The organism is Flavonifractor sp. An112 (assembly GCF_002161085.1).
In the GTDB taxonomy this organism is placed as follows: Bacteria; Bacillota; Clostridia; order Oscillospirales; family Oscillospiraceae; genus Flavonifractor; species Flavonifractor avicola.
The window spans coordinates 34,483-59,672 of sequence record NZ_NFLU01000002.1 but is presented as its reverse complement, the minus strand read 5'-3'; the positions used below and the strand labels follow the sequence as shown (position 1 = coordinate 59,672).

The following is a 25,190-nucleotide window of genomic DNA, read 5'->3' as shown; positions in this document are numbered from 1 at the left end:
TTATTCCCCCTCGTTGGAAGGCGGGGTGTCGTCCCAGTCGTCCCAGCTGCTTTCTTCGGTTTTGCCGCCCTTTTTCTTTTTCCAGATCAGCAGTCCTCCGCCGCCGACCAGCACCACCGCTCCGGCGGCCAGTCCCACAGTCATCCAGGGGAACCCGCCTTCGTCCATGTCGGGATCAAAGTCGTCGGGGAAATCCTCTGGCGGCGGGGGAGCGGTCACATGGAGGGTGACAGGGAATTCCCGGGTCTGGACCTGCTGGTCGGCGTTTTCGTAGGTGATCTTCAGCACCACCTTCACGTCTCCCTCGGTGTTAGGGGTAAGAGCAAAGCCAATGTTGCCGTTAGCGCCTGCGGTGACGTTGCCCAGGTACTGGGTGCGGGCGGGGGTATCCACCCCTTCACCCTCCACCGTGGCCTCCAGATTGGCCAGATCATCCTTGCCTTTGTTGACATAAGTCAGCAGCAGCTCGGTCTCCTCCCCCATGGATACCGTTTCCGGCACGGAGGGGGCGTTGATCTGGAAGCGGTCGGGCTGGTAGACGGGGATGGACAGCTTTACGTCGGAGCTGGCCTGGGTGCGCTTCTCACCGTCCACATATTCATATTTGAAGGAGAGGGTCAGGCCCTGCGCACCGCTTTTGCCGGTGGGTACGGCCCGCATGGGGATCTCCTGACTCTGGCTGGCCCCGGCGGCAAGAGCCTTGTAGAAATAGGTGTTGGTGCTGGCGTCCATGGTGAAGGTCTCTCCGCCGTCCATGGTGACTACCACGTTGGAGATGGGCACGGCGCCGGTGTTCTCAAAGGTAAAGTTCAGAGGGAAGGCGCTGCCGGAGGGTACGGAACTCTCGCCGTAGGAATAGCTGCGTACCACCACGTTGGGCACGGAGGCATCCGACTTGGAGGAGGCGTTGGCAGCGATGTTCACTTTGTCGGAGGAAGTGGCCTGGGTCATGGTTTCGCCGTTGTCATAGAGGTACTTCAGTTCGGTGTTCAGGGACTGGTTGGTGGAGGAGAGATCCTTGGTAGCCTGTACCTTGACGGAGATAGAGGTGCTTTTTCCCGGGGCCAGATCAGGCAGCAGGAAGGTGGAAGTGGGGTCCATCAGAATCAGGGACTCGGAGGTGGTGACAGACACCACCGGTTTGACCAGGGACGTGGTGCCGGCGTTCTGGAAGGTGAGGGTGACCGGCAGAGTCTCACCGGCGGAGATAGGCTTGCCTGTGGCCGAGCGGGTAACCAGCACCACCGGCTGGGGCACAGTCTCTTTGGCTTGGGTGGGTACCACCACTTTGTCGGACACCGAGGCCTGGGTCATCATACCGCCGTTGTCATAGCCGTATTTCAGCTCGGTGCTCAGAGTCTGGCTGGTACTGCTGTTGCCCCGGGCCACCTGGATCTGTACGTCCAGGGTAGCGGTTTTACCGGGCTGGATGTCAGGCAGCAGGAAGGTAGCGGCGTCGTTGAGGATCATCAGGGACTCGGAGGGAGTGACAGCTACCACCGGCTTGACCAGCGGGGTGGAGCTGGTGTTCTGGAAACGGAGGGTGATGGTTGCGGTCTCATCCACGGCCAGAGGATGGGGCAGGGTGGAACGGGTGACCAGCACCACCGGCTGAGGCACGCTCTCCCGGCCAATGGCGGGAATGGAAATCTTGTCGGTAACATTACCCTGAACGGTGGAGACGTTGTTGTAGTAGTTGAACTTCAGATCCACGCCTAAAGATTGGGCGGGGGAGGGGATGGCGCTGGCGCCCTTGATCGTGATCTCCAAGCTGACACTCTTTTTTCCGGCAATGTCCGCCAGGGGGAAAGAAGAAGTGCCGCTCTCCAGCAGAAGACCATCGGAGGGGGTAAAGGTGACTACAGGGGATTTCAGCTTAGTGCTGCTCAGGTTTTGGAAGGTGACCTTCAGCTTGACCTCCTGCCCGGATTCAATGGGCTTCTCCAGCTCGCTGCGGGAGACCAGCACCATGGGGGCGGGGGCGGGATCTGGCGCGGAGGGAGGCTCTGGAACATTGGTGGGCGCTTCATATACCACCGCTTCGGTAATGGTAACCTCCAGGGTCTGATAGGAACTGGCATCGCCGGCGGTGCCCACCTGGAGCTTCAGGCTCTGGCCCACGCCCTTATAGGTCAGGCCAGTGAGCCGGACGGCGTAGACCAGCGGGGCGGACTCAGAGGAGGTCTTTTCCACCGAGAGGGAGCCGCCGGTAAAGCTGTCGTCCAGCTTGGTAATGTCCAGGGTTTTGGGATCGCCGGCCCCGGTGCCGTCGCCGGTATCCTTGACGGACACGGTGATGTTGACCGTATTGCCTTTTTTGATGCTGCCCACCGAGCGGCCGGAGGAATCGGTGACCTGGTAGCCGGTGATGTACAGATTGCTGCCCTCGGCGGCAAAGACTGCGGGCAGCGCCGCTGCCAGCATGGCCAGCAGCAGAAGCAGAGAAACGCCGGTGCGGAATAGGTTATGTTTCATGGGAAGATCTCTCCTTTGGATTGACTTTGTTGCTGACGATCTCGCCGTCGATGAGGGTGACGATCCGATTGGCATAGGCAGCCATTTCCGGATCGTGGGTGACCAGAATGATGGTCTGGTGGTAGTCACGGGCAAAGGTGCAGATCATGTTCATGATCTCTACCGTGGTTTTGGAGTCCAGGTTGCCGGTGGGCTCGTCGGCAAAGACCACGTCGGGCCGGGCAATAAAGGCCCGGGCGATGCCCGCACGCTGCTGCTGACCGCCCGACATTTGGCGGGGAAAGTGGTCCAGCCGGTGGGCCAGCCCCACCCGGGTGAGCAGCTTGCGGGCGGCGGCCTCCCGCTGGGCTTTGGGCACCCCCCGAAACATCAGGGGGAGAGCCACGTTTTCGGTGGCGGTCAGGTTGGGCAGCAGGTTGTAGGACTGAAACACAAAGCCCAAGTGCTGCTGCCGGAAGGCGGCCAGCTGATTCTCATTCAGCCGGGAGATGGGCACTCCGCCGATGAGGACCTCCCCACGGGTGGGCTTCTCCATACCGGCCAGCTGGTTGAGCAGGGTGCTTTTGCCCGAGCCGGAGGTGCCGAAGATGCAGCAGATCTCCCCACGGGACACGCTTAGATTGATGCGCTTGAGTGCCACCACCGTCTCGTCGCCGATGGGGTACTCTTTGCGGACATTTTTCACTTCAATAATGGGGCGGCTGCGCAAATCAGGCCCATTCATAGGTGTTGCCCCCTTTCTGAATGGGAGTATACCCGACCACTCTTTATCCCTCGTGTGGGTTTGTTTAAGATTTGTAAAGGTAGGAGAAAGAAAAAAGACGCTCCGGACTGAAAACAGTCCGGAGCGTCAAATCAGGTGGAGGCAGGCGGCTGCCACAGGGGAAGGGTGAGGAGAAATTCCGTGCCTTTCCCTGCAGCGGGGCGAGTGGAGAGGGAAATAGAGCCGCCGTGCAGCTCCATGATACGGCGGGTGATGGACAGGCCCAGGCCGCTGCCCTGGCCGGAGCGGGCGTCGCTGCCCACAACGAAAGGCTCAAAAATAGACTGGATCCGCTGCGGGGGGATGCCCGCACCGTTGTCCGCCACAGTGAGCAAAGCCTTGCCCTCGGTCTCGGTCAGTCGGAAGAAGAGCATGGTGCCCAGCCGGTTGTGGCGCAGGGCGTTGGAAAGCAGATTATCCAGCACACGGCGGAATTGCAGGGGATCCAGCTGGCAGCGCAGGGCCCGGTCGGGCAGATCAATGTCCAGCCCGAAGCCCGCCAGATCGATCTCATCATATTTGTCCGCCAGATAGGCCCGCAGAAATTCGCACAGATCGGTGGGCTCGGTGTGGAGTACGAACTCCGGATGCTCCACCTTGCTGTATTCATGGAAGGCGTCCACCAGCTCAGTGAGGGCGGCCGCCTTCCCCTGAATGGCCCGCAGATAGCGCTCCTGCTCCTCGGGGGGCACCTTGCCGTCGCAGATGGCGTCAATGTAGCCGGCAATGACGGTGATGGGAGTTTTGAGGTCGTGGGAGATGTCGGCAATCAGCTTCTGCCTGCCCTGATCCAGCCGCTGGCGCTCCGCTTCACTCTCGGCCAGCCGGTCGGAAAAACGGTCAAAGCTCTCCCCAATACGCCGGATCTCCCGGGTTCCGCCGCAGTCCCCCACCCGGACCATCCGGCCCTCGGACTGGGAGACCACCGCGTCGTTGAGCCTGCGCAGAGGCCGGCCGATCCGGCGGCTGAGCCACCAGATGAAGAGCCCTGCGCTGAGCAGGAACAGGGGGATAAAGAGGAGCCAAACCTTCCAGGAATCCTGATAGCGTTTCATGTAATCGGCGTCGCTGATCACCGCCTCACGCAGCAGAACGGTCATGGGCTCGTTGTCCTGATTGACAAAGACACCACGGGTAAGAAAGGCGTCGGAAAACCGCTTGCCGGACAGGTAGAGAAATTCCTGGGGCGTATAGACGGTCTTGCCCTCCTTCAGGCCGCCAAATATGACCTCATAGGAGCCATTCAGCACCATGGTGTCCACCGATCCGTCGCTCATGGACTGACGGATCACCAGATAGCGGGATTCTTTGTTCGCGTTGGACAACGCAAAGGTGGTAACGGCGGCATCTGCATCCCAGAGCTGGACGCAGTCCAGTTCACTGGGGGTGCAGAGCGGGTCAAACCCGAGATCGGAGGAGTAGACCAGTAGACCATCCCCGTCATAGACGGCAAAGGCGCTGCCTGTGTCGCCGGTATAGCAGGTCAGGCTCTGGTAATTGCCGGATAACAAGGCGCTGTCGGCCATCAGACCGGCCCAGTCCGCCGGTTGATAGAGCCGGGTCAGCCACTGATCCCACAGAGAAAAGATCCCGCCCACAATGACCAGCAGGGTGAGGGTAAACAGCAGGTAATTGCGTACCAGCAGGCCGAACAGGCTGCCGGGAACCGGTTTATTTTTCAAGCTTATACCCCAATCCTCTCACGGTGATGATATAGCGGGGGTCCTTCGGGTCGTCCTCCAGCTTGTCCCGCAGCTTGGAGATGTGGACCATCATGGTGTTGTCGTCCCCCTCAAAGTAGGGGCCCACCGCCCCCTCGTACAGCTGGATCTTGGTGAAGATCCGGCCGGGGGAGCGCATGAGCAGGGCCAGGATCTTATATTCCATGGGGGTAAGAGCTACGGGGACGCCCCGTTTGGACAGCTGGCAGGTGACGGTATCCAGCGCCAGATCCCGGACCGTGAGCACATCCTGACCTGTCCGGCCCGCTCGGCGCAGCTGGGCCTTCACTCGGGCCACGATCTCCACCGGGTTAAAGGGCTTGGCAATGTAGTCGTCCGCCCCCAGATTCAGACCCAGAATCTTGTCATTGTCCTGGTTTTTGGCGGACAGGATCAAAATGGGCAGCTGGCTGTACTGTCGCAGGGCGCGGGTCAGCTCAAACCCGTTGAGGCCGGGCATCATGATATCCAGAATGGCCATGTCAGGGCTGTGGGTTCGGGCCAGTTCCAGCGCCTTGCTGCCGTCATCCGCCTCCAGAACCCGAAAGCCTTCGCCTTCCAGATAGAGACGCAGCAGGCCCCGGATATCCGCGTCGTCCTCGGCAATGAGAATCATAGGTGTCATGGACAGCGCCTCCTCGTGCTGTATTGTGCTCCCATTGTAACAGAGGAAGGCGGATTGGGAAAGTCCGGCCCGCGAAAAAAGCGGAGCCTTTACGAATCTTAAGACGCGAGGAACCAATAGAGCCCAGCACCCAAAGAAAATTGCTGTTCTGTTGCAATAGCAACAGACAAAATACCTAAAATCATATATGATTTAGACAACGCAAGGAAACCTGCAAAAGCACAGGCCGTGGAGTGATCCACGGAACATAGAGAGGTGTATATGATGAGAAAGACCATCGTCAATCCCCGCAAAGCTGCCATCGTCGGCTGCGGTTTTGTAGGCTCCGCCACGGCCTTTGCCCTGATGCAGAGCCATCTGTTTTCGGAACTGGTGCTGCTGGACGTGAATTTCGACAAGGCCGATGGTGAGGCCAAGGACATTGCTCACGGCATCCCCTTTGCGGGGGCTATGAAAATCTATGCCGGTACCTATGACGATGTGGCGGACGCCGCCGTGGTCATTGTGACGGCGGGGGCCAATCAGAAGCCCAACGAGACCCGGCTGGATCTGGTCCACAAGAATGTAGCGATCTTCAAGAGCATCATCCCTGAGATCGCAAAGCGGGATTTTCAGGGGATCCTGCTCATTGTCTCCAATCCGGTTGATATCCTGACCTATGCAGCCCTCAAGCTCAGCGGGTTGCCGGAGCACCGTGTGATTGGCTCTGGTACCGTGCTGGATACCGCCCGGCTCAAGTACCAGCTGGGGCAGCACCTCCATGTGGACAGCCGCAGTGTCCACGCCTTCATCATCGGTGAACACGGCGACAGCGAGATCGCCGCCTGGAGCAGCTCCAACGTCTCCGGTATCCCCCTCAACGACTTCTGCGAGATGCGGGGCCATTTCGATCACGCCTCTGCCATGAAGGAGATTGCCGAGAAGGTCAAGACCAGCGCCTATGAGATCATTGCCAAGAAGCAGGCTACCTACTATGGCATTGCCATGTCGGTAAAGCGGATCTGCGAGGTGATCGTCCGCAATGAGCGGTCCATCCTGCCGGTGTCCACCATGATGCACGGTGAGTACGGCATCGAGGGTATCGCCCTGAGTATGCCTGCCATTGTAGGCTTGGACGGGGTGGAGACCCATGTGCCTATCGTGCTGGATCAGGAGGAGCAGGAGCAGCTGCGCCGCTCGGCGGAGACCCTGAAGCAGGTGGCTGCCACTCTGGAACTGTAATCGGAAATTATAAAGAATTCCTTTCTTTTTGCGGCTGGCACAACTTTCCGACCTCGACGGGAGTCTAAGCATCGTAACACGGGCGGCAAGGTCTGCCCGGTGAATGCATCAATCCCAGACAGGGACAAAGAAAGGAACATGACTATGAAGCGGAAGATTTGCCTGGTTCTTACTCTGGTGCTTGTGGTGTTTGCACTGAGCGCCTGCGGAAAGGCTGACAGCGGTAAAAAGACGGACGATGGTTCCAGCCAGCCCCAGTCCACGGAGAAGGTAGAGGAAAAAAAGGTGAGCGGGATCATCAACCAGATGGGGGACTATCTGGTGCTGCTTACCGGCGATGGTGAGTACCAGGGCATGGATTACGGCAAGGGCGTCAGTGTCGACGGATTTGCCGAGGGTGACTCGGTGGAGATTACTTATACCGGTGAGCTGGGGGTGGACGGTGCTACTCCTGTGATTACCGCCATCAGCAAGGTGAAGTAAAGCGCACCCGTTGCGTTTGGACGGGATCTGTGGGATAATGGCATGAACAGGCCTGTCCTTCAGATGCAGGCCCGATGATGGAAAGGATGAAGTGGATTTTATGGACAATACCTACATTCGCTTTACAGACGATCTGGAGGCCCCCTATTCCGATCTGGTTGTGGTGGACGGAAAGTACCTCTACCTCTCCGGCCTGGTATCCGAGGATCTGGAGACCCAGGAGCTGGCCTGCGGCGACATCACCTTTGAGACCCGCCAGGTGCTGAACAACCTGGAGCAGTTGCTCAAGCGTTACGGCTCCGACATGGACCATGTGGTGCGGATCGACGTGCTGCTGCGGGATTTTGCCGAGCGGGACGAGATGAACGCGGAGTATGTGCGCCACTTTGACCCCAAGCGGATGCCTGCCCGGCTGTGCTACGGCAACGTAGGCCTGGCGGACAACTGCAAGATCGAGATCGCAGTCATTGCCGTCAAGTGCTGAGCATAGATCATTGCAAAGAGAAAAGCAGCCCCCCGCGCCTGGTCAAACCGGGCACGGGGGGCTGCTTATTTTTAGATCTCATTATTTTACTTTAAAGGCTTACTCACTGTCTCCCAGGGGAGCAATCACATTGCGGAAGACCAGCCGCAGGAAGAGAAGACTCAAAATCAGGGAGGCTATCTCGGCGATGGGAAAGGCCCACCACACGGCGGTTACACTTCCGGTAAAGGAGAGGAAGTAAGCGGCGGGGAGGAGTACCACCAGCTGACGGACAATGGACATGATCATGCTCAGCACGCCGTTGCCCAGGGCCTGGAACGTGGAGGAGCAGATGATGTTGAAGCCGGCAAATACAAAGCACAGGCTGATGATCCGCAGGGCGGGCACGCCGATCCGCAGCATTTCCGCCGAGGCCTCAAACAGACCCAGAATGGGGGCGGCGAAAAATTGAATGATCACCAGGCCCACCAGCATGATGCCAACGGCCAGAATAGCGCTGAAGCGCACAGTTTCCGTAAGACGCTTACGCTTCCGGGCACCAAAGTTGTAGGAGACGATGGGTACCATGCCGTTATTCAGGCCAAATACCGGCATGAATACAAAGCTCTGGAGCTTGAAGTAGACGTTGAATACAGCCACGGCGGTGGAAGTGGAGATGGCGCCCAGGATCAGGTTCATACCAAAGGTCATCACCGAGCTGATGGAGTTGAGTACGATGGTGGGGATACCAACGCTATAAATGCGTCCAATGATATGTCCGCGGGGGCGGAACCCCTTCAGTTTGGGCTGGATCTCATGGTTGTGGGTAATATTGAAGATCAGAGCCAAAATGGCGGCAACGATCTGGCCCAGCACGGTGGCGGCAGCAGCGCCGGCCACGCCCATCTCCGGGAAGGGGCCAATGCCAAAGATGAGGATGGGGTCCATAACGATGTTGATGACTGCGCCCACGCCCTGGGTGATCATGGTATAGAAGGTGCGTCCAGTGGACTGGAGCAGCCGCTCAAACATGATCTCCATAAAGAGACCAATGGAGAGCCCGGCGCAGATTCGCAGATAAGCCACGCCCTGGTTGACGATATCTGGGTCGTTGTTCTGTGCCAGGAAGAAGGGCTCGGCAAACACAACACCTGCAATGGAAAAGACCAGCATACTGAGGAAGGCCAGGAAAACGCCGTTCTCTGCGGTGCGGTTGGCCGTATCAAAGTCCTTGGCGCCCAGGCTGCGGGAGAGCAGGGCGTTGACGCCCACGCCGGTACCTACGCTGACGGCGATCATCAGGTTCTGATAGGGGAAGGCCATTCCCACGGCAGCCAGTGCGTTTTCGCTGACTTTGGCCACGAAGTAGCTGTCCACCACATTGTACAGAGCCTGCACCAGCATGGAGATCATCATGGGCAGGGACATGGAGAGGACCAGACGTTTGATGGGCATAACGCCCATTTTGTTTTCTTGCAGTTCTGACATAAAAACCTCCCAACCGAAAAGAGAGCCGCAGCGGACCGCTGCGGCAAAAAAGAATCCATTTCGTTGTTATTCTAATCGATTGTATATGGTTAGTCAATAGATTTTCAGTATACGAACCAGTTTTTCAGAGGCACCACCCCTTCTGCTCCGCAATATGATAGGTTGTGGGGGCCTGCACCGGCTGACGGTGAGCCTCCACCCATTTCAAGTGACAGCGAGGAGCGTTATGATATGAGTACCATTACCTTGGATGCCCTTCGGGTGGGCCAGTGGGGCCAGGTAGCCGAGGTGCTGACCGAACCGGCCATGCGCCGGCGTTTGCTGGACCTGGGACTGGTACCGGGGACTGCAGTGAGCTGCACGGCAGTCAGCCCAGCGGGTGACCCGGCAGCCTATCTGATCCGTGGGGCGGTCATTGCTCTGCGGCGGCGGGATGCCAGGGGCGTCAGACTGGCAGGCGCGCCATGGGACTGACGCGTGCTGCCACAGGAGCGGGCGCGGCGGCAGTGCTCCAGCCGGTAGGGATCGACGGAGCGGAACGGGTGGTGGCACTGGCGGGCAATCCCAATGTGGGTAAGTCTACCCTGTTTAATGCACTGACCGGTCTGCGCCAGCACACCGGGAACTGGCCGGGCAAGACCGTAGCGGTGGCTCAAGGGCGATGCCAGTGGAATGGAAGGTCCTATACACTGGTGGATCTGCCGGGTACCTATTCTCTGTTAGCCCACTCCGCTGAGGAGGAAGTGGCACGGGATTTTCTCTGCTTCGGTGGTGCTCAGGGTGCGGTGGTGGTGTGCGACGCCACCTGTCTGGAGCGCAATCTGAATCTGGTGTTCCAGACCCTGGAGCTGGAACCCAGAACCGTGGTGTGTGTCAACCTGCTGGACGAGGCTGCCCGCAAGCATATTACGGTGGATTTGGAGGCTTTGTCTGCCTATTTGGGCGTTCCAGTGGTTGGAAGTTCCGCTGGGCGGGAGGAGGGGCTGGAGGAGCTGATGGAAGCACTGGACCATCTGTTGGATGGAAAGGAGCCGCCCAAGCCCCGGCCAGTTTGTTATCCGCCCCAGGTGGAATTTGCTGCTGCCTCCCTCAAACCCCTTTTGGAGTCCAGGCTCCAGGGTAAACTCCCTGTACGCTGGGCGGCGCTGCGGCTGCTGGAGGGAGATCCCACGCTTCCTTCCAGCCTGGCACGGCAGACAGGCTGGGACCCGGAGAAGGACCAGGAACTTCAAGCCGCGTTGACCAGGGCCAGAGAGCAGCTGACCCACAGCGGGATAACGGACCTGAGCGATCAGCTGGCGGCCAGCCTGGTCCATGCAGCCCACCAGGCTGCCCAAGAGGCCCTGCCCCAGGGTGTGGCTGCTGCAGGGGGGGAACGGCTGGATCGATTGCTTACCGCCAGGGCCACCGGTATTCCCGCTATGCTGCTTCTGCTGGCGGCTGTGCTGTGGCTCACCATAGAGGGAGCTAACTATCCCTCTCAGCTGCTTTCCGATGGGTTGTTCTGGATTCAGGATCGGCTTACCGACTTGTTTGTCTGGCTCAATGCTCCGGAGTGGCTCCACGGGGCGCTGGTCCTGGGAGTATACCGGGTGCTGGCCTGGGTGATCAGCGTCATGCTGCCCCCTATGGCCATCTTCTTTCCCCTTTTTACATTGCTGGAGGATTTTGGATATCTTCCTCGGGTGGCTTTTCTGCTGGATCATGCGTTTCAAAAAGCCAAAGCCTGCGGCAAGCAGGCCCTGACCATGTGAGTAGTATATATAATTTTGCAAATTACTGCTTACAGCCTCCAGTGGAGCTGGATCGACTGGCCGTCAATGGTTATCCGATCCAAAAGGCCGGACAGCAGCGCACGCTTGCGGTCTGTGTCCCCATCGGCAAAGCCCTGCCGGTAGTCCTCTACGGCAGCAAGAAACAGATCTTTGGCGGGCACCTCATCCGGAGCGTTAAGCTGCGATTCCAGCGCAGCCTTTTGTGCCGACAGATCGTTGACCCGCTGGGTGATAGATGCCATGGGAATGGAGCCGACCTGATACAGCTCGATCAGACGCTCGATCTGCCGCTCCAGCTCCGCACAGGTACGGCGCAGTTTATCCTTGTCAATATGCACCGTCTTGGCGGCGTCGGCAGCCATAATCGCGTGATCTACGGCAGCGGAGCTAGAGACCATCGCATCCACCTGCTGACATACCAAGTGATCCAATGTGCTGATCTCCCAGTTGTCATTTTTGCAGTCCGGGTCACGGACGAATTTAGGGCTGCTTTTGGCTCTGGAATAGCATTTGTAATATCCATGGTTGGCTGAGTACCGGGCTCCGCAGCGGCCGCAGTACAGCAGACCTGAGAGCAGGTAACCCGCCCGGAAAGGGTTGCGCTGGGATGTTGTTTTTGCCGCCTCACGGGACAGGCTGTTGAGCAGCTGATTGGCGGCGGTAAAGACACGCTTCTCCACAATGGGCTGATGTATTCCATCATACTCTTGCCCCATGAAATGGACCTTCCCGATATAGAGACTGTTCTTCAGCACGTTGCGGACCTTTGCAGCTGTCCACTTTGTGGTGTACTTTGTGGATAAAATATGCCAGATTGCGTTGATGGACTTCCCGGCCAGGAAGAGGTCAAAGGCCTCCCGGACCTGTATAGCCTCGTACTCATTGACGGTAAGAAGCCCGTCCGCATAGGTATAGCCGGTGGGTGCGTTGCCGCCGCCGTGGAAGTATCCGGCCTTGCCCCGGCCGATCCGGCCCATGGTAAAGCGCTCGGTGATTTGATCCTTCTCCAACTGGGCAAAGACGGACAGTATTCCGATCATGGCCCGGCCGAAGGGTGTAGAGGTGTCGAAGTTCTCATTGATGGAGACAAAATCAGTGCCATGGGCCAGCAGCTCGTCCTCGATGAGGGTGAGGGTATCCTTCTGGGAGCGGCTGAGCCGGTCCAGCTTGTAAACCACTACAGCGTCTACATGGGTCTCCCGGATCTGCGCCAGCATGGTCTGAAGGGCAGGCCGGTCTGTGTTCCCACCGGAGTATCCTCCGTCTATATAGGTGTGCAGCAGCACCCATCCCTTGGCGGCACAATAGGACTCCAGCCGAGCGGTCTGCTCCTCGATGGAGTAGTTCTCCAGCTGGTTCTCGGTGGAGACTCTGGCGTAGCCGAATACCATCATTTTGTCCTTGGACATGAGGCGTCCTCCTTATCTTAATATCAATGGTCTATATTTGGCGTCTTTAAAAGATTTTGAACTTGGGTGTATCTCAATGTGCAACTTTTAGTAATGTTACACCATAAGTGAGGGACAGCGTCAAATGCCATCATTGAAATAGTGTGATTAAAAAAGTCAACAATAAGCTAACAAGAACTTCGTAGAATTTCCCAGTGTTTTTTTGGCTATTCTGCTGCTATAATATAAGCGTAGCATAGTAAAGGAGGTGCGGTTATGGCTACAAAGAGCATCCTGAAAGATGTCCGCTTCCGGGACAAGTCGCTATGCCGCGGTTTTGCTACAGCACTTGAGCACGCAAAGGGAAAAAAGAGCAAAGAGGTCCGAATATCCAGAACGTGCCAGACTATCCAGAAGGATAAAATCAAAGATTTTTTTGGAGATAAATGATGGCAGGTTATTCGATACTGTCCCTCAGCGACATCATAGAAGAAAAGGGAGAGGATTTCTGTCGGGAGATCCTCTCCTCCTTTTCGTGTCCAAAGAACGGGGATGTTGAGCGGTTTCTGACAAAGAGATCTGCAATCGATTTCGCGAAGCAGGGGATTTCTCAGACCTTTTTGGTATATGCGTCTTACCGGAAGGAAAATGTCATTTGCGGATATTTTACGATTGCCAACAAGTATATTGTAGTGAATAAGCACTCTGTTTCCGGCACACTTGGTAGACGCTTAAGAAAATTTGCAATGCCAAGTGCGGCTAAAAATGATTTGGTAATTATGGCTCCGCTGGTTGCTCAACTCGGTAAGAATTACACCAACGACTATAATAAACTGATTACTGGTGACGAGCTGTTGAAAATGGCTGAAGATCAGATTCGGCTTGCTCAGCGAATCATCGGAGGCAAGGTGGTATACCTGGAGTGTGAAGACGTTGATCGTCTGAGGTCATTCTATAGTGACAATGGGTATGTGGAATTTGGAAAGCGAAAGCTGGATAAGGATGAGCGTACGGAAATGAGCGGTACACACCTGATCCAGCTGTTGAAGTACTTACATTAAAATCCTCAGCTGATAAGTTGGGGCTTTTTTGCAACTAAGGAACCGGAACAATACAAATGTTCGATTCTTGGCGTTTTAAGAGGCCGGGGCGTGAGCCCCGGCTTTTGTGTTGTTATCAGGACGGCGGGTCGCAGACTTTACAGGCCGTATAGCCGTGGGATTGGGCATCTGCCGCGCTGGTGAACCAGATCTCGTTGGCGCCGGAGATCTTCTTGGCATGGCGACAGGTCGGGTAGTGGTACTTATCCGACTCTGTGCTGCCTACAAATTGGCCTACTGACTGTACTGGAGCTGGGGTGGCCACAGGCGTGGGCGTAGGCTCAGGAGTAGGTGTAGGCGTGGGAGCGGCAAATACGTCATTTGTGACCCCAAACTCTGCCCCGAGATCGTCGGTGGAGCTGACGGGAATGCTGCCTGTAATCACAGCTCCAGCAGCCATGTCCTCTACAAAGAAGGTTTTGCTGCCGACCATATTTCCGGAACGGTCCATCATGCGTACGGAAATGTTGCCGGAGAATAATGTATCTGCTTCTGTTGTATTGGAGATAGTGACGTCTACACAGGACGAAGACTCATTGACTGTGGTGTCTACGGAGATTCCAGCAACAGGCTCTCCGCTCAGAGGTAAAGTTTGTATCGCTACTGTTGGACTGGGAGACGGGGTAGCGGAGGTGTCATTGCCTCCGCAGGCCGCCAGGGGTGTCAGCATCAGGCAGCAGAGAAAAATTGTCAATAACTTTTTCATAATGACTTACTTCTCATTCCTCATGATTAGTCTGGATATCCATGTTTCCTATCACTTGGTATCCAGTCAGGAAAGATGTCCTTTCACTTTTCGCTTAGTGAAATTATTCAACAAAAAGGACAGAACTTCCAGCAATGACTGCGGTGTTGGTTACTCCTCCGCCAATGTTATCAAAAGAAGTGATAGCAATGGGTAATCCCACGAAATCTATGTACATATCTGAATAGACATCAGGAAGGGAACCATTGTAGATGATATAAAAATAATCTCCATTTTCATCTCCAACAAGTAGGGTAGTGATCACGCTTCCTCGTTCGTTAATCTCCCCAACCTGAATTACGTATGCATTTTCTCTTAGACATAGTTTGCCCTGGACGCTGGTCAGGCTCTTTTCAATCTGGGGGTATCCGATAGAGGGATCAATCAGTGCATCAACTTCAGTAGAGGCCTGTTCTGTTGTGGCGGGAAAGAGATCCGGATGTTCTTCAACAAATGACTTGCTGGAAGAATTCATGTTAAATGTGATGGCGTCATACTTTGAGTAATACTCAAGGATTTCCGGATATGTTGGACGAAAGGCACCATCAATATAGGTACCTACTTCAGAATAACCATCAGACCAATAAACGCCGCCCTGTCCATCGAATCGGCCATTTTTGAAGTATCCCTCATAGTACCAGGTGTCTCCGGAGTCGTTTTGAGAGTCGAATCTACCATAACCGTTTGGTACACCATCAACTACTTCGCCGGAATATGATCCCTCACAGGTTACAAGATAATCTTCATTTGTATCATAGTTCCAAGAGTAAGCATCTATACTCAGGTTGCTTATTTCGGAACTATTTGCGCTTTTCTCAGGGACAAGACTTTCGGATGGTAAAGCAGTGCTGGGATTTACTGTCGAATTGTTCCCGGATGAGCAGGCAGATAAAGCTATGAGCATTGAAAGAGTCAGCAAAGGGGGAACTATTTTTTTCATAATAATTGCACTCCTTTTATGTGTCTGGCCTAGGATCAAATTTTTTTCGACAAATTTCTTCCTTCGGTGTACCAAAACGTACAACAAACAGGCCTGTTCTACCTATAGGTGAACGATACTTTTTGGAAGGGGGTCTGTTCATGGTACAGAATGACATCATGACTGAGGCGCTGGAACTGTTCCGACAGCTCTCCGAGGAGCAGCAGCTTATTTATCTTTCGCGTCTACGATCCCTTTTAGCTGAGCAAGAACAAGCTCCTGCTGATCCGGCGTGAGCTGGCTGAACAACTGGACGAATTTCTCTTCACGCCCGTTGGCCGATAGGCCGACGGGCGTTCTTTCGTTACCAGTCAGGAGGTATTCCACAGAAGTATTCAAAACAGCAGCAATTTGGGAAAGCCGTTTATTGTAAGACGTGGATTTTCTTCTTCTCCATTCGCTGATTCTAGGAGCAGGAATACCCAAATCCTCTGCAAATTGACGTTGTTCAGGATATATCTTATCGACCAATAGAAAGATTCTGTCCACAATATCCATTGGCGTATCCTCCTAACAAATTGCACAATTTCTTTTATAATGGTAAGGCATTGTGCAGATAAACGATAATTGCGAAATATATATTTTGTAATTGACAATTACAAAAATCAGAACTATGATTAACCCGTAGCAAACCACAGGTTTACCGGAAATCAGGAAGGGGGGAAAACTAAAATGCTTTTATTTTCATTCTCGTGTGACCTGTTTGGAGAAGTAAAAGAGAATTTAAAGAAGGAACTTGAACGGTACACGGGAGAGGAATGTATCCTGCTCCCGATGTGCACAGGCGTATTCCGTATACCTGAGTCAACGGCGTCAGATTCACGGGAAGAAGGAACGTATGAAAGCAGCAAGGGAAATGAGGACCGCAACAGCGGACAGTGACAGTGACAGGCGATTCTCACCATTGATCCGAGAAGTACGTGCCAGGTACATACGACCTAAGTCACTCACACGAATTGCGTTCAAGGGGATAGACAGTTCGGCACGGTCTCATAGGAAAATTCATCTGAGCAGAACCGCTCTATTAGTCCGGTCCGATACAGGTAAGGATAGGGTTCTATGTCGTGTAGCAGAGGTTCATCTGATGTAGCTCCCTGCCTTAAGATGGTTCGGAGCACTTTGAGCTCTGAAGAGGACAGCTCGATGTCATCAACGCTTGAGATGTTTCCCACACCCATCACCTCAATAAACCTATAGCTAAATCATACCATATCGAACAGTTTGGAACAAGGCCAAAGTGAAGGGGGGAGGAAGTTGAAAATCAGAGAACTCATGGAGTCGAGGGGGCTCCAGGGAATTCAGGTGGCGGCGGCACTGAATGTATCCAGCAATGCAGTTTCCAAGTGGGCAAACGGGCAGGCCAACCCCAGCGCGGACAAGCTACCCGCTCTGGCTGACCTGCTGAACTGCTCCATCGACGCCCTCTATGGCCGGGACGGTCTGGAGGAGCGGGACGCCAGCTGATCCCCAGATCCATTTTATCCTGAAGAGGAGGAGATAACCATGCTGGACGATTGCCGGAATATCTATAAAATTTGCCGCAAGTCTGCCGGGTTGACCCAGGAAGCGGCAGCGGAGCGGCTGGGCATCAGCGTGGAGAGCCTGCGGGCCTATGAGACCGGCCAGCGGATTCCGCCCAATCAAGTGGTGCGGCTGATGGCGATCCTTTACAATGCCGTGTATTTGGCCTTGCAGCATCTACAAGAGACTGATGACCTGTACAAGAGCGTAGTGCCGGAGATCCGGCCCAGATCCGTACTGGAGGCCAGCGCCAAGCTGACCAACCGGATCTTTGCTTTTGCAGAGTCCCATGCCGACCGGCGGCTGCTGCGGATCGCGGAGGACAACGTCATCGATGACGGGGAGCGGCCCGAGTTCGATGCCATCCTGGAGGACCTACAGGAGATCGTGGAGGCCGCGCTGGAGCTGCGGTGTGCCCGGGAGTCCTCATAGGACAACCCGGCGGCAGCATAAATGGAAAAAGGAGGTGGCGCGCAATGGTCGATATGAGCAAGGTCAAGGTAACCAATATCATGGCGGATGGCTCTATCTGTGAGGATCTGAGTACATACCTTGAGACCCATACTCTGCCGGATGATGTGCTGCGGATGATCCTGGGATTTATCCGGGATGGACGCGCCATCCGGGAACAGAGAGAGCGGGGTGCGTCTCATGATTAGGCAAAAAGAAAGGCCCCCCTGTCTGTGGGCGCAGACAGAGAGGCCAAACGATGGTTTCGTGCATGAAAACCATAATTATTATACCACAAATGGCCGGATTTTACAAGGGGGTTGGGAAGTTTGACTGAGTACCATTTCAATGCCGAACTGGCCCAGCGCCACGGCGTCAACGGGGCCATCTTCCTCCATGCCATGGCATTCTGGGTAGCCAAGAACCAGGCCAATGGGCGGCACTTCCATGAGGGCCGTACCTGGACCTACAATACCCTGGACGCCCTGACCAAGTTGTTTCCCTTCTGGACCCGGCGGCAGGTAGAAAGGATCGTGGCCAAGCTGAAGGAGGACGGGGCGCTGCTCACCGGGAACTTCAGCCAGGATAAGACGGATCGCACGGTGTGGTACGCCCTGACAGACCCGGTGCTGGAGGCCTATGGGCTCCTTGTTTGTCTCACTTCACCGGACGGTGATATGGGCGATTCTGACGATAAAGAGCCCCCGCATCCCATTTCACCAGATGGTGAAATGGATTTCACCAAACAGGGACAACCATTTCACCAGACGGGGAAATGTAATAAGGAAACAGTTACTGACCAGTTATATTATCCCCCCTTACCCCCCAAGGGGGAACGGAGGGCCCTGAAAGGGGACAAGCAGACGGTCCAGGCCATGCTCCACGCGTATACCGGAGAGGATCAGGAACTGGCCCAGGCCCTGGATGACCTGATGGAGGTGCGCTCTGCCAAGAAGGCGGTGGACTCCCCCAGAGCTATCTCCACCCTGCTCAACAAACTGGACAAGCTGGCGGACGGCTCCCGGGAGCTGAAGCTCCAGATCGTCCGGGAGTCCGTGACCAACAGCTGGAAGGGTGTGTTCCCCTTGAGAGGCGGACAAGCCCCAGCAGCCAGGAGGGAGGTGGAGCGCCATGTGGAGTGAGGAGAACGATGTGGGGGAGGTGCTACTCTACGACCCCGCCTTTCTCGACCCCAGCCTTCCCACCGGGTTCTGGTTCTGCGCCGATGCCGAGGACGTGCTGGCTGTCCAGATTAACGCCGGGTGCCTGCGCACATTAGGCAGCTGGGAGCAGATCGGCCGGTACGAGGGTTTCTTCCTGCAATTCTGCTACATTCTGGTGGTGTGTGCCGATCCCCAGAAGCGGGAGAACATGGTGCGGGAACTGCGCCACCGGCTGCCCAACGTGATCCTGCTGGCAGTGGAGGACAAGGGTTTTCGGCGCTGCCCGTCGGTGCGTGCGCTGCGGGATACCTACGGGCTGAAGGCCGTGGACCAGATGCTGCTGGACACCGTGGAGGTCCCCGCCTATGGCCTGCTGGATCTGGCCGACGTGAAACAGCCGGACGTGACAAGGCTGGACAAGGTGCTCTACGGCATCCCAAATCTGGACAGGGCCACCGGCGGGGCCATCATGGGCGAGCTGTCCGTGTGGACCGGCAAGCGGGGCGAGGGAAAGAGCACGCTGCTGGACCAATTTCTGCTGGAGGCCATCGACCAGGGTCAGCCGGTATGCGCCTACTCCGGGGAGCTGCCGGCCTGGAAGTTCAAGTATTGGGCCTCCCTCCAGGCGGCGGGGCCCCAGTACATATCCAAGACCACGGACCGGATGAGCGGGCGGGAGATCGCATCCCCAACGCCCTTCGTCCAGGGGCTGATTGACGACTGGTGGCGGGGGCGCTTCCTCCTGTACGACATCGGGACCAGTACCTACCACGATGCGGCCAACATTCTGCGGGTGTTCCGGTATGCACACCGGCGCTACGGTGCTAAGGTCTATCTGGTGGACAACCTGATGACCGCACGGTTCCGGGGCAATGACCGGGACTTCTACCGGGCGCAGTCGGAGTTTGTGGCGGAGCTGGCCGCCTTTGCCCATGACAATGGCGTCCACGTCCATCTGGTGGCGCATCCCCGCAAGACTGACAGGATCGACGACTCGGACGATGTGTCCGGCATCGGAGATGTGACCAACCTAGCCGACAACGTGTATGCGCTGGAGAAGGAATCCAGGCCGGACCGGCAGCAGGATTGTGTGCTGACCATCCTGAAGAATCGCTTTTTTGGTGAGCGGGGCCGCAGCATCGGATTGAATTTTGAGGCCAGCAGTAAGCGCTTCTATAAGTCCGGAACGGGAAACCCCAACAAGGCATATGGGTGGGCTTTGAGTATGCCCCAGCAGTTCCTGGAACTGCCGGAGACAGAGGTCGATCCGTTCCGTGAGAAAGGAGACCAGCATGGACAATACCAGAGCGGCCCAGCTTCTGCGGTTGGAGATCCTGCGCCGGGAGGCCCTGGCACGGGCCAGCAGCTTCCCAGTGGATCACCTGCAGGTGGCCCAGGTGCTGACTCTGGCGGTCCAGGCTCTGGAGGAGGAAACGCATGAGGATAGGCGAGAAGATCACCTGGACCCCGTCGGCCTTTGAGCATGAACTCAGCGGCGAGCGGGCCAACAAAATGCGCAAGCTGCGGTCGGTAACCGGCCGGATCGTCTATATCCATCCGGCCCGGCGGTACTATATGGCCGAGGCTTCCGTAGGAAGTGAAATTATCCGGGAGTGTTTCCCGATCAACGAAAGATAGGAGTGTTTCGTGCATGAAAACCTTCGCCATTGTCAATCGAAAGGGCGGGGTGGGCAAGACCACCACCGCCGTCAATCTGGCCTATGTGCTGGCAACCAGCTGCCGGCTGCGGGTGCTGTTGGTGGATGCCGATGGGCAGGCAAACGCCACCCAGATCCTGCTGCCGCCCGGGGAGTATGCCGGGCTGGGCGCCCTGCTGCGGGGGCTGAGTATCTGCTACGACGAGTTGGTGGTGCAGACAGATGTGCCCGGCCTGGATGTGCTGCCTGCGGCAGAGGATCTTTGGGCCATGGATCTGGAGGCCGCCGGTGGTGATCGGGGCCGGAGCTATAGGGCGCTGCGAGATATGCGGGAGGCTTTGGAGGAGGACGGGGCCTATGACGTGATGGTCATCGACTGCCCGCCCAACCTGTCCGCCGCCTGTGTGTCTGCCATTCTGGCCAGCGACTCCATCATCATTCCTGTTCTGTCCGACGCCTGTTCGGCCACCGGCGTGGGGGACTTGGTGGACCAGATTGCCAGCCTGCGCTCCCTTCACCCGGCGCTGCGGGTGTCCGGTGTTCTGGTGAACCAGTGGCACCGCTCCCCGGTAGTGGAGGACTCGGTGGCCTACCTCCGGGAGGAGGGGCTGGTGCCGGTCTACGACACCGTGATCCGCCGCACCGACAAGGTGCCTGAGTCCAGCTGGGCCCGGATGGCGGTCCAGGCCTGGAGCCCTTTCTGTTCGGCGGCCCGGGATTACCGGGCCTGGGTGGCGGAACTGGCGGCAAAGGAGGGGATCCAGTATGGGCAAGCCTGATCTGGGGCGGCTCATCGCCCAGACTATGGCCCCGACGGCGGAGGACAGGACCATCGAGGTCATTACCGGGGAGATCCTGGATGCCAAGCGGGCTGGGGGAGAGGCTATCCTCACCATTGGCCGGTGCCTCATCGAGGCAAAAGATATGCTGTCCCACGGGGAGTGGCGGTCCTGGCTGGAGGAGCAAGTAGAGTTCTCAGAACGATCCGCCCAGCGATTCATGAGACTGGCCCGGGAGTGGTCAAATCCGACAACGTTGTCGGATTTGGGAGCCTCCAAAGCCTTGGCGCTCCTGGCATTGCCGCCGGAAGAGCGGGAGCAGTTTATGGAGGACCACAAGGTCATCGACATGAGCGCCCGCCAGCTGGAGCAGGCCATCAAGGAGCGGGACGAGGCCAGAGCGGCCGCTGAACGGGCGGCGGCAGACCAGCGCACGGCTGAGCAGGCCCGGGATAAGATGGCGGAGGACATGAAGTTTCTCAATGTCCGTTTGGCTGGAGCCAAAGAGGATCGGGAGCAGGCCATGCAGGATGTGGCTCGCCTGGAGGCTGAACTTGCTGACCTGAAGGCCAAGCCGGTGGACGTTGCGGTGGAGACCGTGGTGGACCAGGCCGCCATTGACAAGGCCCGGGCCGACGCCATCGCCGAGATGCAGGAGAAACTGGATAAGGCAAAGGAGGCGGCGGCCAAGGCCAGGGAGAAACAGAAGCAGGCCGAAGCCTCTGTGGAAGTTCTGAAGCGGTCTCTGGAGGAGCGGGACAAGTCGGAAAAGAAAGCCGCTATTGCCGGTGACAAGGAGCTGGCTCAGTTCGAGGTGCTTTTCAACCAGGGGCAGGAACTGGCCAACAAGCTCCACGGACTGTTGCTAAAGGCCAGGGGCCGGGATGATCAGACCGCCGCCAAGGGCATGGAAAAGGCCCTGAAGGCTCTGGCTGAGGCCATCGGGAGGTGCGCGGAATGAGTGCCTGGTATGAGCAGGCGGAACACCGGCTGAGGGAGGAGTACAAGGCCGTCACCGGACACAAGGAGTCCGCCATGAAAAGCGCCGTGCGGGACGCCCTGCTGGAGTTCTGCCGGCAGAATGAGGAATTTGCCCAGGCGGTGGCTCAGGGCGGCACCTTCAAGGACTGCATGGCCTCGGTAGCCAAAGGGGTGGGTGGCTCCATTTCCGATCTTGAGGCCTATCGTCGGGCGGTGTCCTTCTATTTCGACGGGGCAAAGGTCAGCTTCTCCATGACTATCCAGCTGGAGCCGGCACAGACAGAGCCGGACCGGAATGGCATCCTGCTGGATCTGTCCGACTTCTTCTGAGGGGGCGGACGGGATGAAATACACCGAACAAGAGCGGGAGATCCTCAACAGCTGGCCCACCGTGACTGAGGAGGACCTGGTGCGGATGAACGATATGTTCCAGCACTACCTGTTTTTCCGGCGGGTGAACACATTGGGCCTGATGACTATCGACCTGCGCGCCTCCTGCTGCGGGCACCGGGAGACCCGGCCAGTCCTGCCCCGCACCGAGACTCCGGAGCACCGGGATCTGCTGGACCATCTCAGGCACAAAGAGGTATGGACCTGCCCCTGGTGCGGCCGCAAGGTGACGGTCATCAACCTGAGCAAGGCAGGCAAGCGCAAGTCATTGGCCCAGCGGGAGCTGACTGTACTCCTCCACACCAGAGGAGATGCCCTCTATGCCGATGCCCTGGCGCTGCGGAAGGACTACGAGGATGACGCATCCCTTACCGCCCGGCCAACCGCCTGGTGCTCCAGCGGCTACCGGTTCACCCGGGGCGAGGTGATGCAGGTGGATCACCAGTGGGATTACCAAAATCCTTACATCACCTACGAGCGGGATAAGCTGGGGCGGCGGAAGTTGGTGCAGGAGCCATTCAAGCTGGGGTGTATCTCCTACTACCAGCACGAGTCTTACTCCATCGCAAACCGTGATGCCCTAGAAGTCCACCCGTTCTTCCGGTACTGCGGTTTCTTCCACCACTGGCAGTACCGTCCGGGCGGGGCCAGGGGATATGCGTTCCGCTTTTCTGATTTCATTTCCTACCTGACCGCCTATGCCATCTACCCCAGGCAGGTGGAGATGCTGGTCAAGAGCGGGATGTACCGGCCCATAGCCGACCTGATCTTTGACCGGAAGAAAAACGCGGCGGCCATGTGCTGGGAGGAGCCAGACCCAAGGAAGAGCTTCGGACTAAATAAGCGGGAGCTGTCCTGGTTTATGGGCGTCCAGCCGCCTCTGGATGTGCTGGCGGTGCGGAACTATGTGCATCGCCACTGGGGCAAACGCTGGGATATGGCCTTCTGCTACGATTTTTATAACCTGTGGGGTGCCCATCAGACGCCCATGGAGGTGCTCCGATTCCTGAACCGCTACCATCTGGACCCAGACCGATTCCTGCGGTACATAGATGGTGTGTTTATCCAGAACGAGGAATATTATGCCACCCTATTTGAGGTGTACCGGGACTATATCGACGCGGCCTATCAGTTGGGCTACTGCATGGAGCACAGCAAGGTGCTGTGGCCAGAGCAGTTGTACACTGCTCACGATAAACTTACTGCGGAGCTGGCGGCCCGATACACGGAGCCCCAAGGTAAGAGGGTGGCAGCAGACGGAAAGAGCCGGAAAGAGAAGTATGAGTTCGAACTGGACGGCCTGCGGATTATCTTCCCGTTGACGGCCCAGGCCATCAAGCGGGAGGGTAAGGCGCTGGATCACTGCGTGGGCGGACATGCCGAGCGGCATATCAGAGGGGTGCTCACCATTCTGTTCCTGCGGCGCTCCGAAGCAGCTGGGGTTCCCTACGTTACCATTGAGATGAACGGGAATCAGATCAAGCAGATTCACGGCTACCACAATGACACCATGCCTGGGAGCCCCAAGCCCCGGGAGGTCCACAAGGAGTTCCTGGACACCTGGCTGCGGTGGCTGCGGGCGGGGAGCAAACGGAACGAGGACGGCACGCCAAAGCTACCCCAGAGGGCAGTGAGAAAAAAGCAGGGGGTTGGAGCCGCATGAAGTTGGAAGATGCCACCAAGGAGGAGCTTATCTGGTGGATTAAAAAGTACGCCTTTGAGCTGAAATATGAACTAAGGCACTTTGGACCTGATGTTATGTTCCGCCGCTATCAGCAATTTAATGACAAGGCACATTCAGCAGGGGAGCGATATTCCAAGGCATTTGCGGAGTATTCTTCGATTTTGTCTCCATATAAGGGACTTCCTATCTCCTCAATCCCGAGAGATGTTTGCAAAAAGGGGGCAAATCTGGAGAGTATTATGCTGCAGGCGTCAGAGGAGCAAAGGCGGTATTGGAAGGCTGCCGATAAGTGCCTGGGCAAATATGATCAAATGATGGAGGAAACTACCCATGGGTAAAAACAGAAAACTGGGCAGGGGAGGCAAGCCCCATGGCGTGAACTACGCTCAGGTGCTGGCCCGGCAGGCGGCCATCCGGGCCGGGCTTGAAAAGGCCGCCCGGGACGCCACTGTGCAGGCAGAGGCCGATGCCCACACCCAGCGAGCCATGTGGCTGATGGTGTGCTCCATCTCAGATGCCTATGGATACGGACCGAAGGGAATGCAGAAGTTTTTTGCAGCCCTTCAGGAGAACACCGACGAACTGGAACGGATGCGGACCGAGGTGGATGAGGAGTATGCTTTTGAGAAACTCCGTCAGAAGGCGTCCAAGGTAACCGGTATGGAGGTCCATTACCTGGAGGACCAGCTGGGTATGCTGAAGGAGATGCGGGAAACTCAGCAGATGACATCATTTTCGTGACCCCACGAAAATGGTCTGTGATGCTCCGGCTCTCTGCCGGGTGGGAGCGCTCCTCACCCGGACCTCTCTTTTCTCTCTGGCCGGGGCCCTGCTGATCTGAAGGCCTGCGTTCCTGCGCGGGGTATTGGTAGGAGAAGCGGGGCGCCCGGCAGAGAGCCGGAACAGCAAAGTACCGCCCACAACGGGGCGGTACTTTGACGCACAGGATTACAGATCTTCCTGGTTTGCGGAGGGTTTCTGGTGGTACACCTTCAGGTTGGGGCCGGAGGTGCCGGGAATGATGGGTTTTGCATGTTCCTTCCCGTGCTTGGCTTTGCCTTGGATCTCGGGTACGGGAGGCTCCGTGTTGCGGGGCTGGGTGTGGGTCACATCAGGACGTGCCATGCCTTGCTTGGCCATCATATCACCTCAATTTTTGTGTTAAAAGAGCTGCTTGACCTCTTCGGCCATGCGTTTCAGGTCTTCCAGGGTGGCGGGCTGCTGCTTGCGGGAGCGGATCTTGGCCTGAATATAGCCGGGCAGCTGGACAAAATAGGCCTCCATGGCCGGGTCTTCCATCAGATTGGCATACCGATCGCTGTACGTGGGCTCCATGCG

The 25,190-nt window shown here is 56.9% G+C and carries 30 protein-coding genes; 19 read left to right on the top strand and 11 right to left on the bottom strand.

What is annotated here, in order from left to right; genetic code table 11:
• From B5E56_RS01820 to B5E56_RS01805, 4 genes are all read right to left on the bottom strand, one after another.
• Nucleotides 1–2,475, bottom strand: coding sequence for a COG1361 S-layer family protein (locus tag B5E56_RS01820; protein WP_087388153.1), 2,475 nt, complete (start codon nucleotides 2,473–2,475; stop codon nucleotides 1–3).
• The gene (locus tag B5E56_RS01815; protein WP_087187513.1) at nucleotides 2,465–3,199 is read right to left on the bottom strand and encodes an ABC transporter ATP-binding protein; all 735 of its coding nucleotides are present in this window, start codon (nucleotides 3,197–3,199) and stop codon (nucleotides 2,465–2,467) included. Before B5E56_RS01815 ends, B5E56_RS01820 begins: the two co-directional genes overlap by 11 nt.
• A gap of 131 nt (nucleotides 3,200–3,330) precedes the next feature.
• Entirely contained in the window at nucleotides 3,331–4,920 is a 1,590-nt protein-coding gene (locus B5E56_RS01810) for a sensor histidine kinase (protein ID WP_087388150.1), read from the bottom strand.
• Nucleotides 4,910–5,584 (bottom strand): response regulator transcription factor, encoded by a 675-nt coding sequence (locus B5E56_RS01805; protein WP_087187511.1) that lies wholly within the window; start codon nucleotides 5,582–5,584, stop codon nucleotides 4,910–4,912. Before B5E56_RS01805 ends, B5E56_RS01810 begins: the two co-directional genes overlap by 11 nt.
• 264 nt (nucleotides 5,585–5,848) lie before the next feature.
• Here B5E56_RS01805 and B5E56_RS01800 point away from each other — a divergent pair, with 264 nt between their 5' ends.
• The 3 genes from B5E56_RS01800 (at nucleotide 5,849) to B5E56_RS01790 (ending at nucleotide 7,772) form a co-directional block, all read left to right on the top strand.
• Nucleotides 5,849–6,805 (top strand): L-lactate dehydrogenase, encoded by a 957-nt coding sequence (locus B5E56_RS01800; protein WP_087388148.1) that lies wholly within the window; start codon nucleotides 5,849–5,851, stop codon nucleotides 6,803–6,805.
• Between the two features lie 144 nt (nucleotides 6,806–6,949).
• A complete protein-coding gene (locus B5E56_RS01795) occupies nucleotides 6,950–7,288 on the top strand; it encodes a hypothetical protein (RefSeq protein WP_087187509.1) in 339 nt (112 codons plus the stop codon).
• Between the two features lie 100 nt (nucleotides 7,289–7,388).
• A complete protein-coding gene (locus B5E56_RS01790) occupies nucleotides 7,389–7,772 on the top strand; it encodes a RidA family protein (RefSeq protein ID WP_087187508.1) in 384 nt (127 codons plus the stop codon).
• 99 nt (nucleotides 7,773–7,871) lie between these two features.
• Here B5E56_RS01790 and B5E56_RS01785 read toward each other — a convergent pair whose 3' ends face one another.
• A complete protein-coding gene (locus B5E56_RS01785; RefSeq protein WP_087187507.1) occupies nucleotides 7,872–9,239 on the bottom strand; it encodes an MATE family efflux transporter in 1,368 nt (455 codons plus the stop codon).
• Nucleotides 9,240–9,470: 231 nt separating this feature from the next.
• Between B5E56_RS01785 and B5E56_RS01780 the strand changes: the two genes are divergently transcribed.
• Complete coding sequence (locus B5E56_RS01780) at nucleotides 9,471–9,713, top strand: FeoA family protein (protein WP_087187506.1); 243 nt, start codon at nucleotides 9,471–9,473, stop codon at nucleotides 9,711–9,713.
• Nucleotides 9,704–10,993, top strand: coding sequence for a FeoB small GTPase domain-containing protein (locus B5E56_RS01775; RefSeq protein ID WP_087388147.1), 1,290 nt, complete (start codon nucleotides 9,704–9,706; stop codon nucleotides 10,991–10,993). The genes B5E56_RS01780 and B5E56_RS01775 overlap by 10 nt, the downstream gene beginning before the upstream one ends.
• Nucleotides 10,994–11,022: 29 nt before the next feature.
• On the opposite strand, the gene B5E56_RS01770 is transcribed toward B5E56_RS01775, so the two are convergent.
• Nucleotides 11,023–12,423 (bottom strand): recombinase family protein, encoded by a 1,401-nt coding sequence (locus B5E56_RS01770; protein WP_242958727.1) that lies wholly within the window; start codon nucleotides 12,421–12,423, stop codon nucleotides 11,023–11,025.
• A gap of 255 nt (nucleotides 12,424–12,678) precedes the next feature.
• Here B5E56_RS01770 and B5E56_RS14695 point away from each other — a divergent pair, with 255 nt between their 5' ends.
• Together B5E56_RS14695 and B5E56_RS01760 are read left to right on the top strand one after the other, a co-directional pair.
• Nucleotides 12,679–12,852 (top strand): hypothetical protein, encoded by a 174-nt coding sequence (locus tag B5E56_RS14695; RefSeq protein WP_087187504.1) that lies wholly within the window; start codon nucleotides 12,679–12,681, stop codon nucleotides 12,850–12,852.
• The gene (locus B5E56_RS01760) at nucleotides 12,852–13,463 is read left to right on the top strand and encodes an N-acetyltransferase (protein WP_087187503.1); all 612 of its coding nucleotides are present in this window, start codon (nucleotides 12,852–12,854) and stop codon (nucleotides 13,461–13,463) included. Before B5E56_RS14695 ends, B5E56_RS01760 begins: the two co-directional genes overlap by 1 nt.
• 115 nt (nucleotides 13,464–13,578) lie before the next feature.
• Here B5E56_RS01760 and B5E56_RS14715 read toward each other — a convergent pair whose 3' ends face one another.
• The 3 genes from B5E56_RS14715 to B5E56_RS01750 all read right to left on the bottom strand — a co-directional run bounded on the left by B5E56_RS14715 (nucleotide 13,579) and on the right by B5E56_RS01750 (nucleotide 15,724).
• Nucleotides 13,579–13,935: an Ada metal-binding domain-containing protein gene (locus B5E56_RS14715; RefSeq protein WP_206404950.1), complete on the bottom strand. Its 357-nt coding sequence runs from the start codon at nucleotides 13,933–13,935 to the stop codon at nucleotides 13,579–13,581.
• A gap of 376 nt (nucleotides 13,936–14,311) precedes the next feature.
• Entirely contained in the window at nucleotides 14,312–15,187 is an 876-nt protein-coding gene (locus B5E56_RS14345) for a hypothetical protein (RefSeq protein WP_143383112.1), read from the bottom strand.
• A gap of 207 nt (nucleotides 15,188–15,394) precedes the next feature.
• Nucleotides 15,395–15,724 (bottom strand): helix-turn-helix domain-containing protein, encoded by a 330-nt coding sequence (locus tag B5E56_RS01750; RefSeq protein WP_087388142.1) that lies wholly within the window; start codon nucleotides 15,722–15,724, stop codon nucleotides 15,395–15,397.
• 756 nt (nucleotides 15,725–16,480) lie between these two features.
• Here B5E56_RS01750 and B5E56_RS01745 point away from each other — a divergent pair.
• From B5E56_RS01745 to B5E56_RS01690, 12 genes are all read left to right on the top strand, one after another.
• Nucleotides 16,481–16,690: a helix-turn-helix domain-containing protein gene (locus B5E56_RS01745; RefSeq protein WP_242958725.1), complete on the top strand. Its 210-nt coding sequence runs from the start codon at nucleotides 16,481–16,483 to the stop codon at nucleotides 16,688–16,690.
• Between the two features lie 39 nt (nucleotides 16,691–16,729).
• Nucleotides 16,730–17,179, top strand: coding sequence for a helix-turn-helix domain-containing protein (locus tag B5E56_RS01740; RefSeq protein WP_087388140.1), 450 nt, complete (start codon nucleotides 16,730–16,732; stop codon nucleotides 17,177–17,179).
• Nucleotides 17,180–17,223: 44 nt separating this feature from the next.
• Nucleotides 17,224–17,406, top strand: coding sequence for a BOW99_gp33 family protein (locus tag B5E56_RS01735; RefSeq protein ID WP_087187499.1), 183 nt, complete (start codon nucleotides 17,224–17,226; stop codon nucleotides 17,404–17,406).
• 120 nt (nucleotides 17,407–17,526) lie between these two features.
• Entirely contained in the window at nucleotides 17,527–18,339 is an 813-nt protein-coding gene (locus tag B5E56_RS01730) for a hypothetical protein (protein ID WP_087388138.1), read from the top strand.
• Nucleotides 18,329–19,801, top strand: coding sequence for an AAA family ATPase (locus B5E56_RS01725; RefSeq protein ID WP_087388137.1), 1,473 nt, complete (start codon nucleotides 18,329–18,331; stop codon nucleotides 19,799–19,801). The genes B5E56_RS01730 and B5E56_RS01725 overlap by 11 nt, the downstream gene beginning before the upstream one ends.
• The gene (locus B5E56_RS01720) at nucleotides 19,798–19,998 is read left to right on the top strand and encodes a hypothetical protein (RefSeq protein ID WP_087266718.1); all 201 of its coding nucleotides are present in this window, start codon (nucleotides 19,798–19,800) and stop codon (nucleotides 19,996–19,998) included. The genes B5E56_RS01725 and B5E56_RS01720 overlap by 4 nt, the downstream gene beginning before the upstream one ends.
• Nucleotides 19,999–20,011: 13 nt before the next feature.
• Entirely contained in the window at nucleotides 20,012–20,797 is a 786-nt protein-coding gene (locus tag B5E56_RS01715) for a ParA family protein (protein WP_087388135.1), read from the top strand.
• Complete coding sequence (locus B5E56_RS01710) at nucleotides 20,784–21,758, top strand: DUF3102 domain-containing protein (protein ID WP_087388133.1); 975 nt, start codon at nucleotides 20,784–20,786, stop codon at nucleotides 21,756–21,758. The genes B5E56_RS01715 and B5E56_RS01710 overlap by 14 nt, the downstream gene beginning before the upstream one ends.
• The gene (locus B5E56_RS01705) at nucleotides 21,755–22,108 is read left to right on the top strand and encodes a hypothetical protein (protein WP_242958724.1); all 354 of its coding nucleotides are present in this window, start codon (nucleotides 21,755–21,757) and stop codon (nucleotides 22,106–22,108) included. The genes B5E56_RS01710 and B5E56_RS01705 overlap by 4 nt, the downstream gene beginning before the upstream one ends.
• A 13-nt stretch (nucleotides 22,109–22,121) precedes the next feature.
• Nucleotides 22,122–23,831, top strand: coding sequence for a PcfJ domain-containing protein (locus B5E56_RS01700; protein ID WP_158098641.1), 1,710 nt, complete (start codon nucleotides 22,122–22,124; stop codon nucleotides 23,829–23,831).
• A complete protein-coding gene (locus B5E56_RS01695) occupies nucleotides 23,828–24,190 on the top strand; it encodes a hypothetical protein (protein ID WP_087388128.1) in 363 nt (120 codons plus the stop codon). The genes B5E56_RS01700 and B5E56_RS01695 overlap by 4 nt, the downstream gene beginning before the upstream one ends.
• Complete coding sequence (locus B5E56_RS01690) at nucleotides 24,183–24,593, top strand: hypothetical protein (protein WP_087388127.1); 411 nt, start codon at nucleotides 24,183–24,185, stop codon at nucleotides 24,591–24,593. The genes B5E56_RS01695 and B5E56_RS01690 overlap by 8 nt, the downstream gene beginning before the upstream one ends.
• A 207-nt stretch (nucleotides 24,594–24,800) precedes the next feature.
• Here the strand turns inward: B5E56_RS01690 and B5E56_RS01685 are convergent, their stop codons facing one another.
• On the bottom strand, nucleotides 24,801–24,995 hold the full coding sequence (locus B5E56_RS01685; RefSeq protein WP_242958723.1) for a hypothetical protein: 195 nt from the start codon (nucleotides 24,993–24,995) through the stop codon (nucleotides 24,801–24,803).
• Nucleotides 24,996–25,013: 18 nt separating this feature from the next.
• The gene (locus tag B5E56_RS14565) at nucleotides 25,014–25,187 is read right to left on the bottom strand and encodes a hypothetical protein (RefSeq protein ID WP_158098640.1); all 174 of its coding nucleotides are present in this window, start codon (nucleotides 25,185–25,187) and stop codon (nucleotides 25,014–25,016) included.
• Between the last annotated feature and the right edge of the window lie 3 nt (nucleotides 25,188–25,190).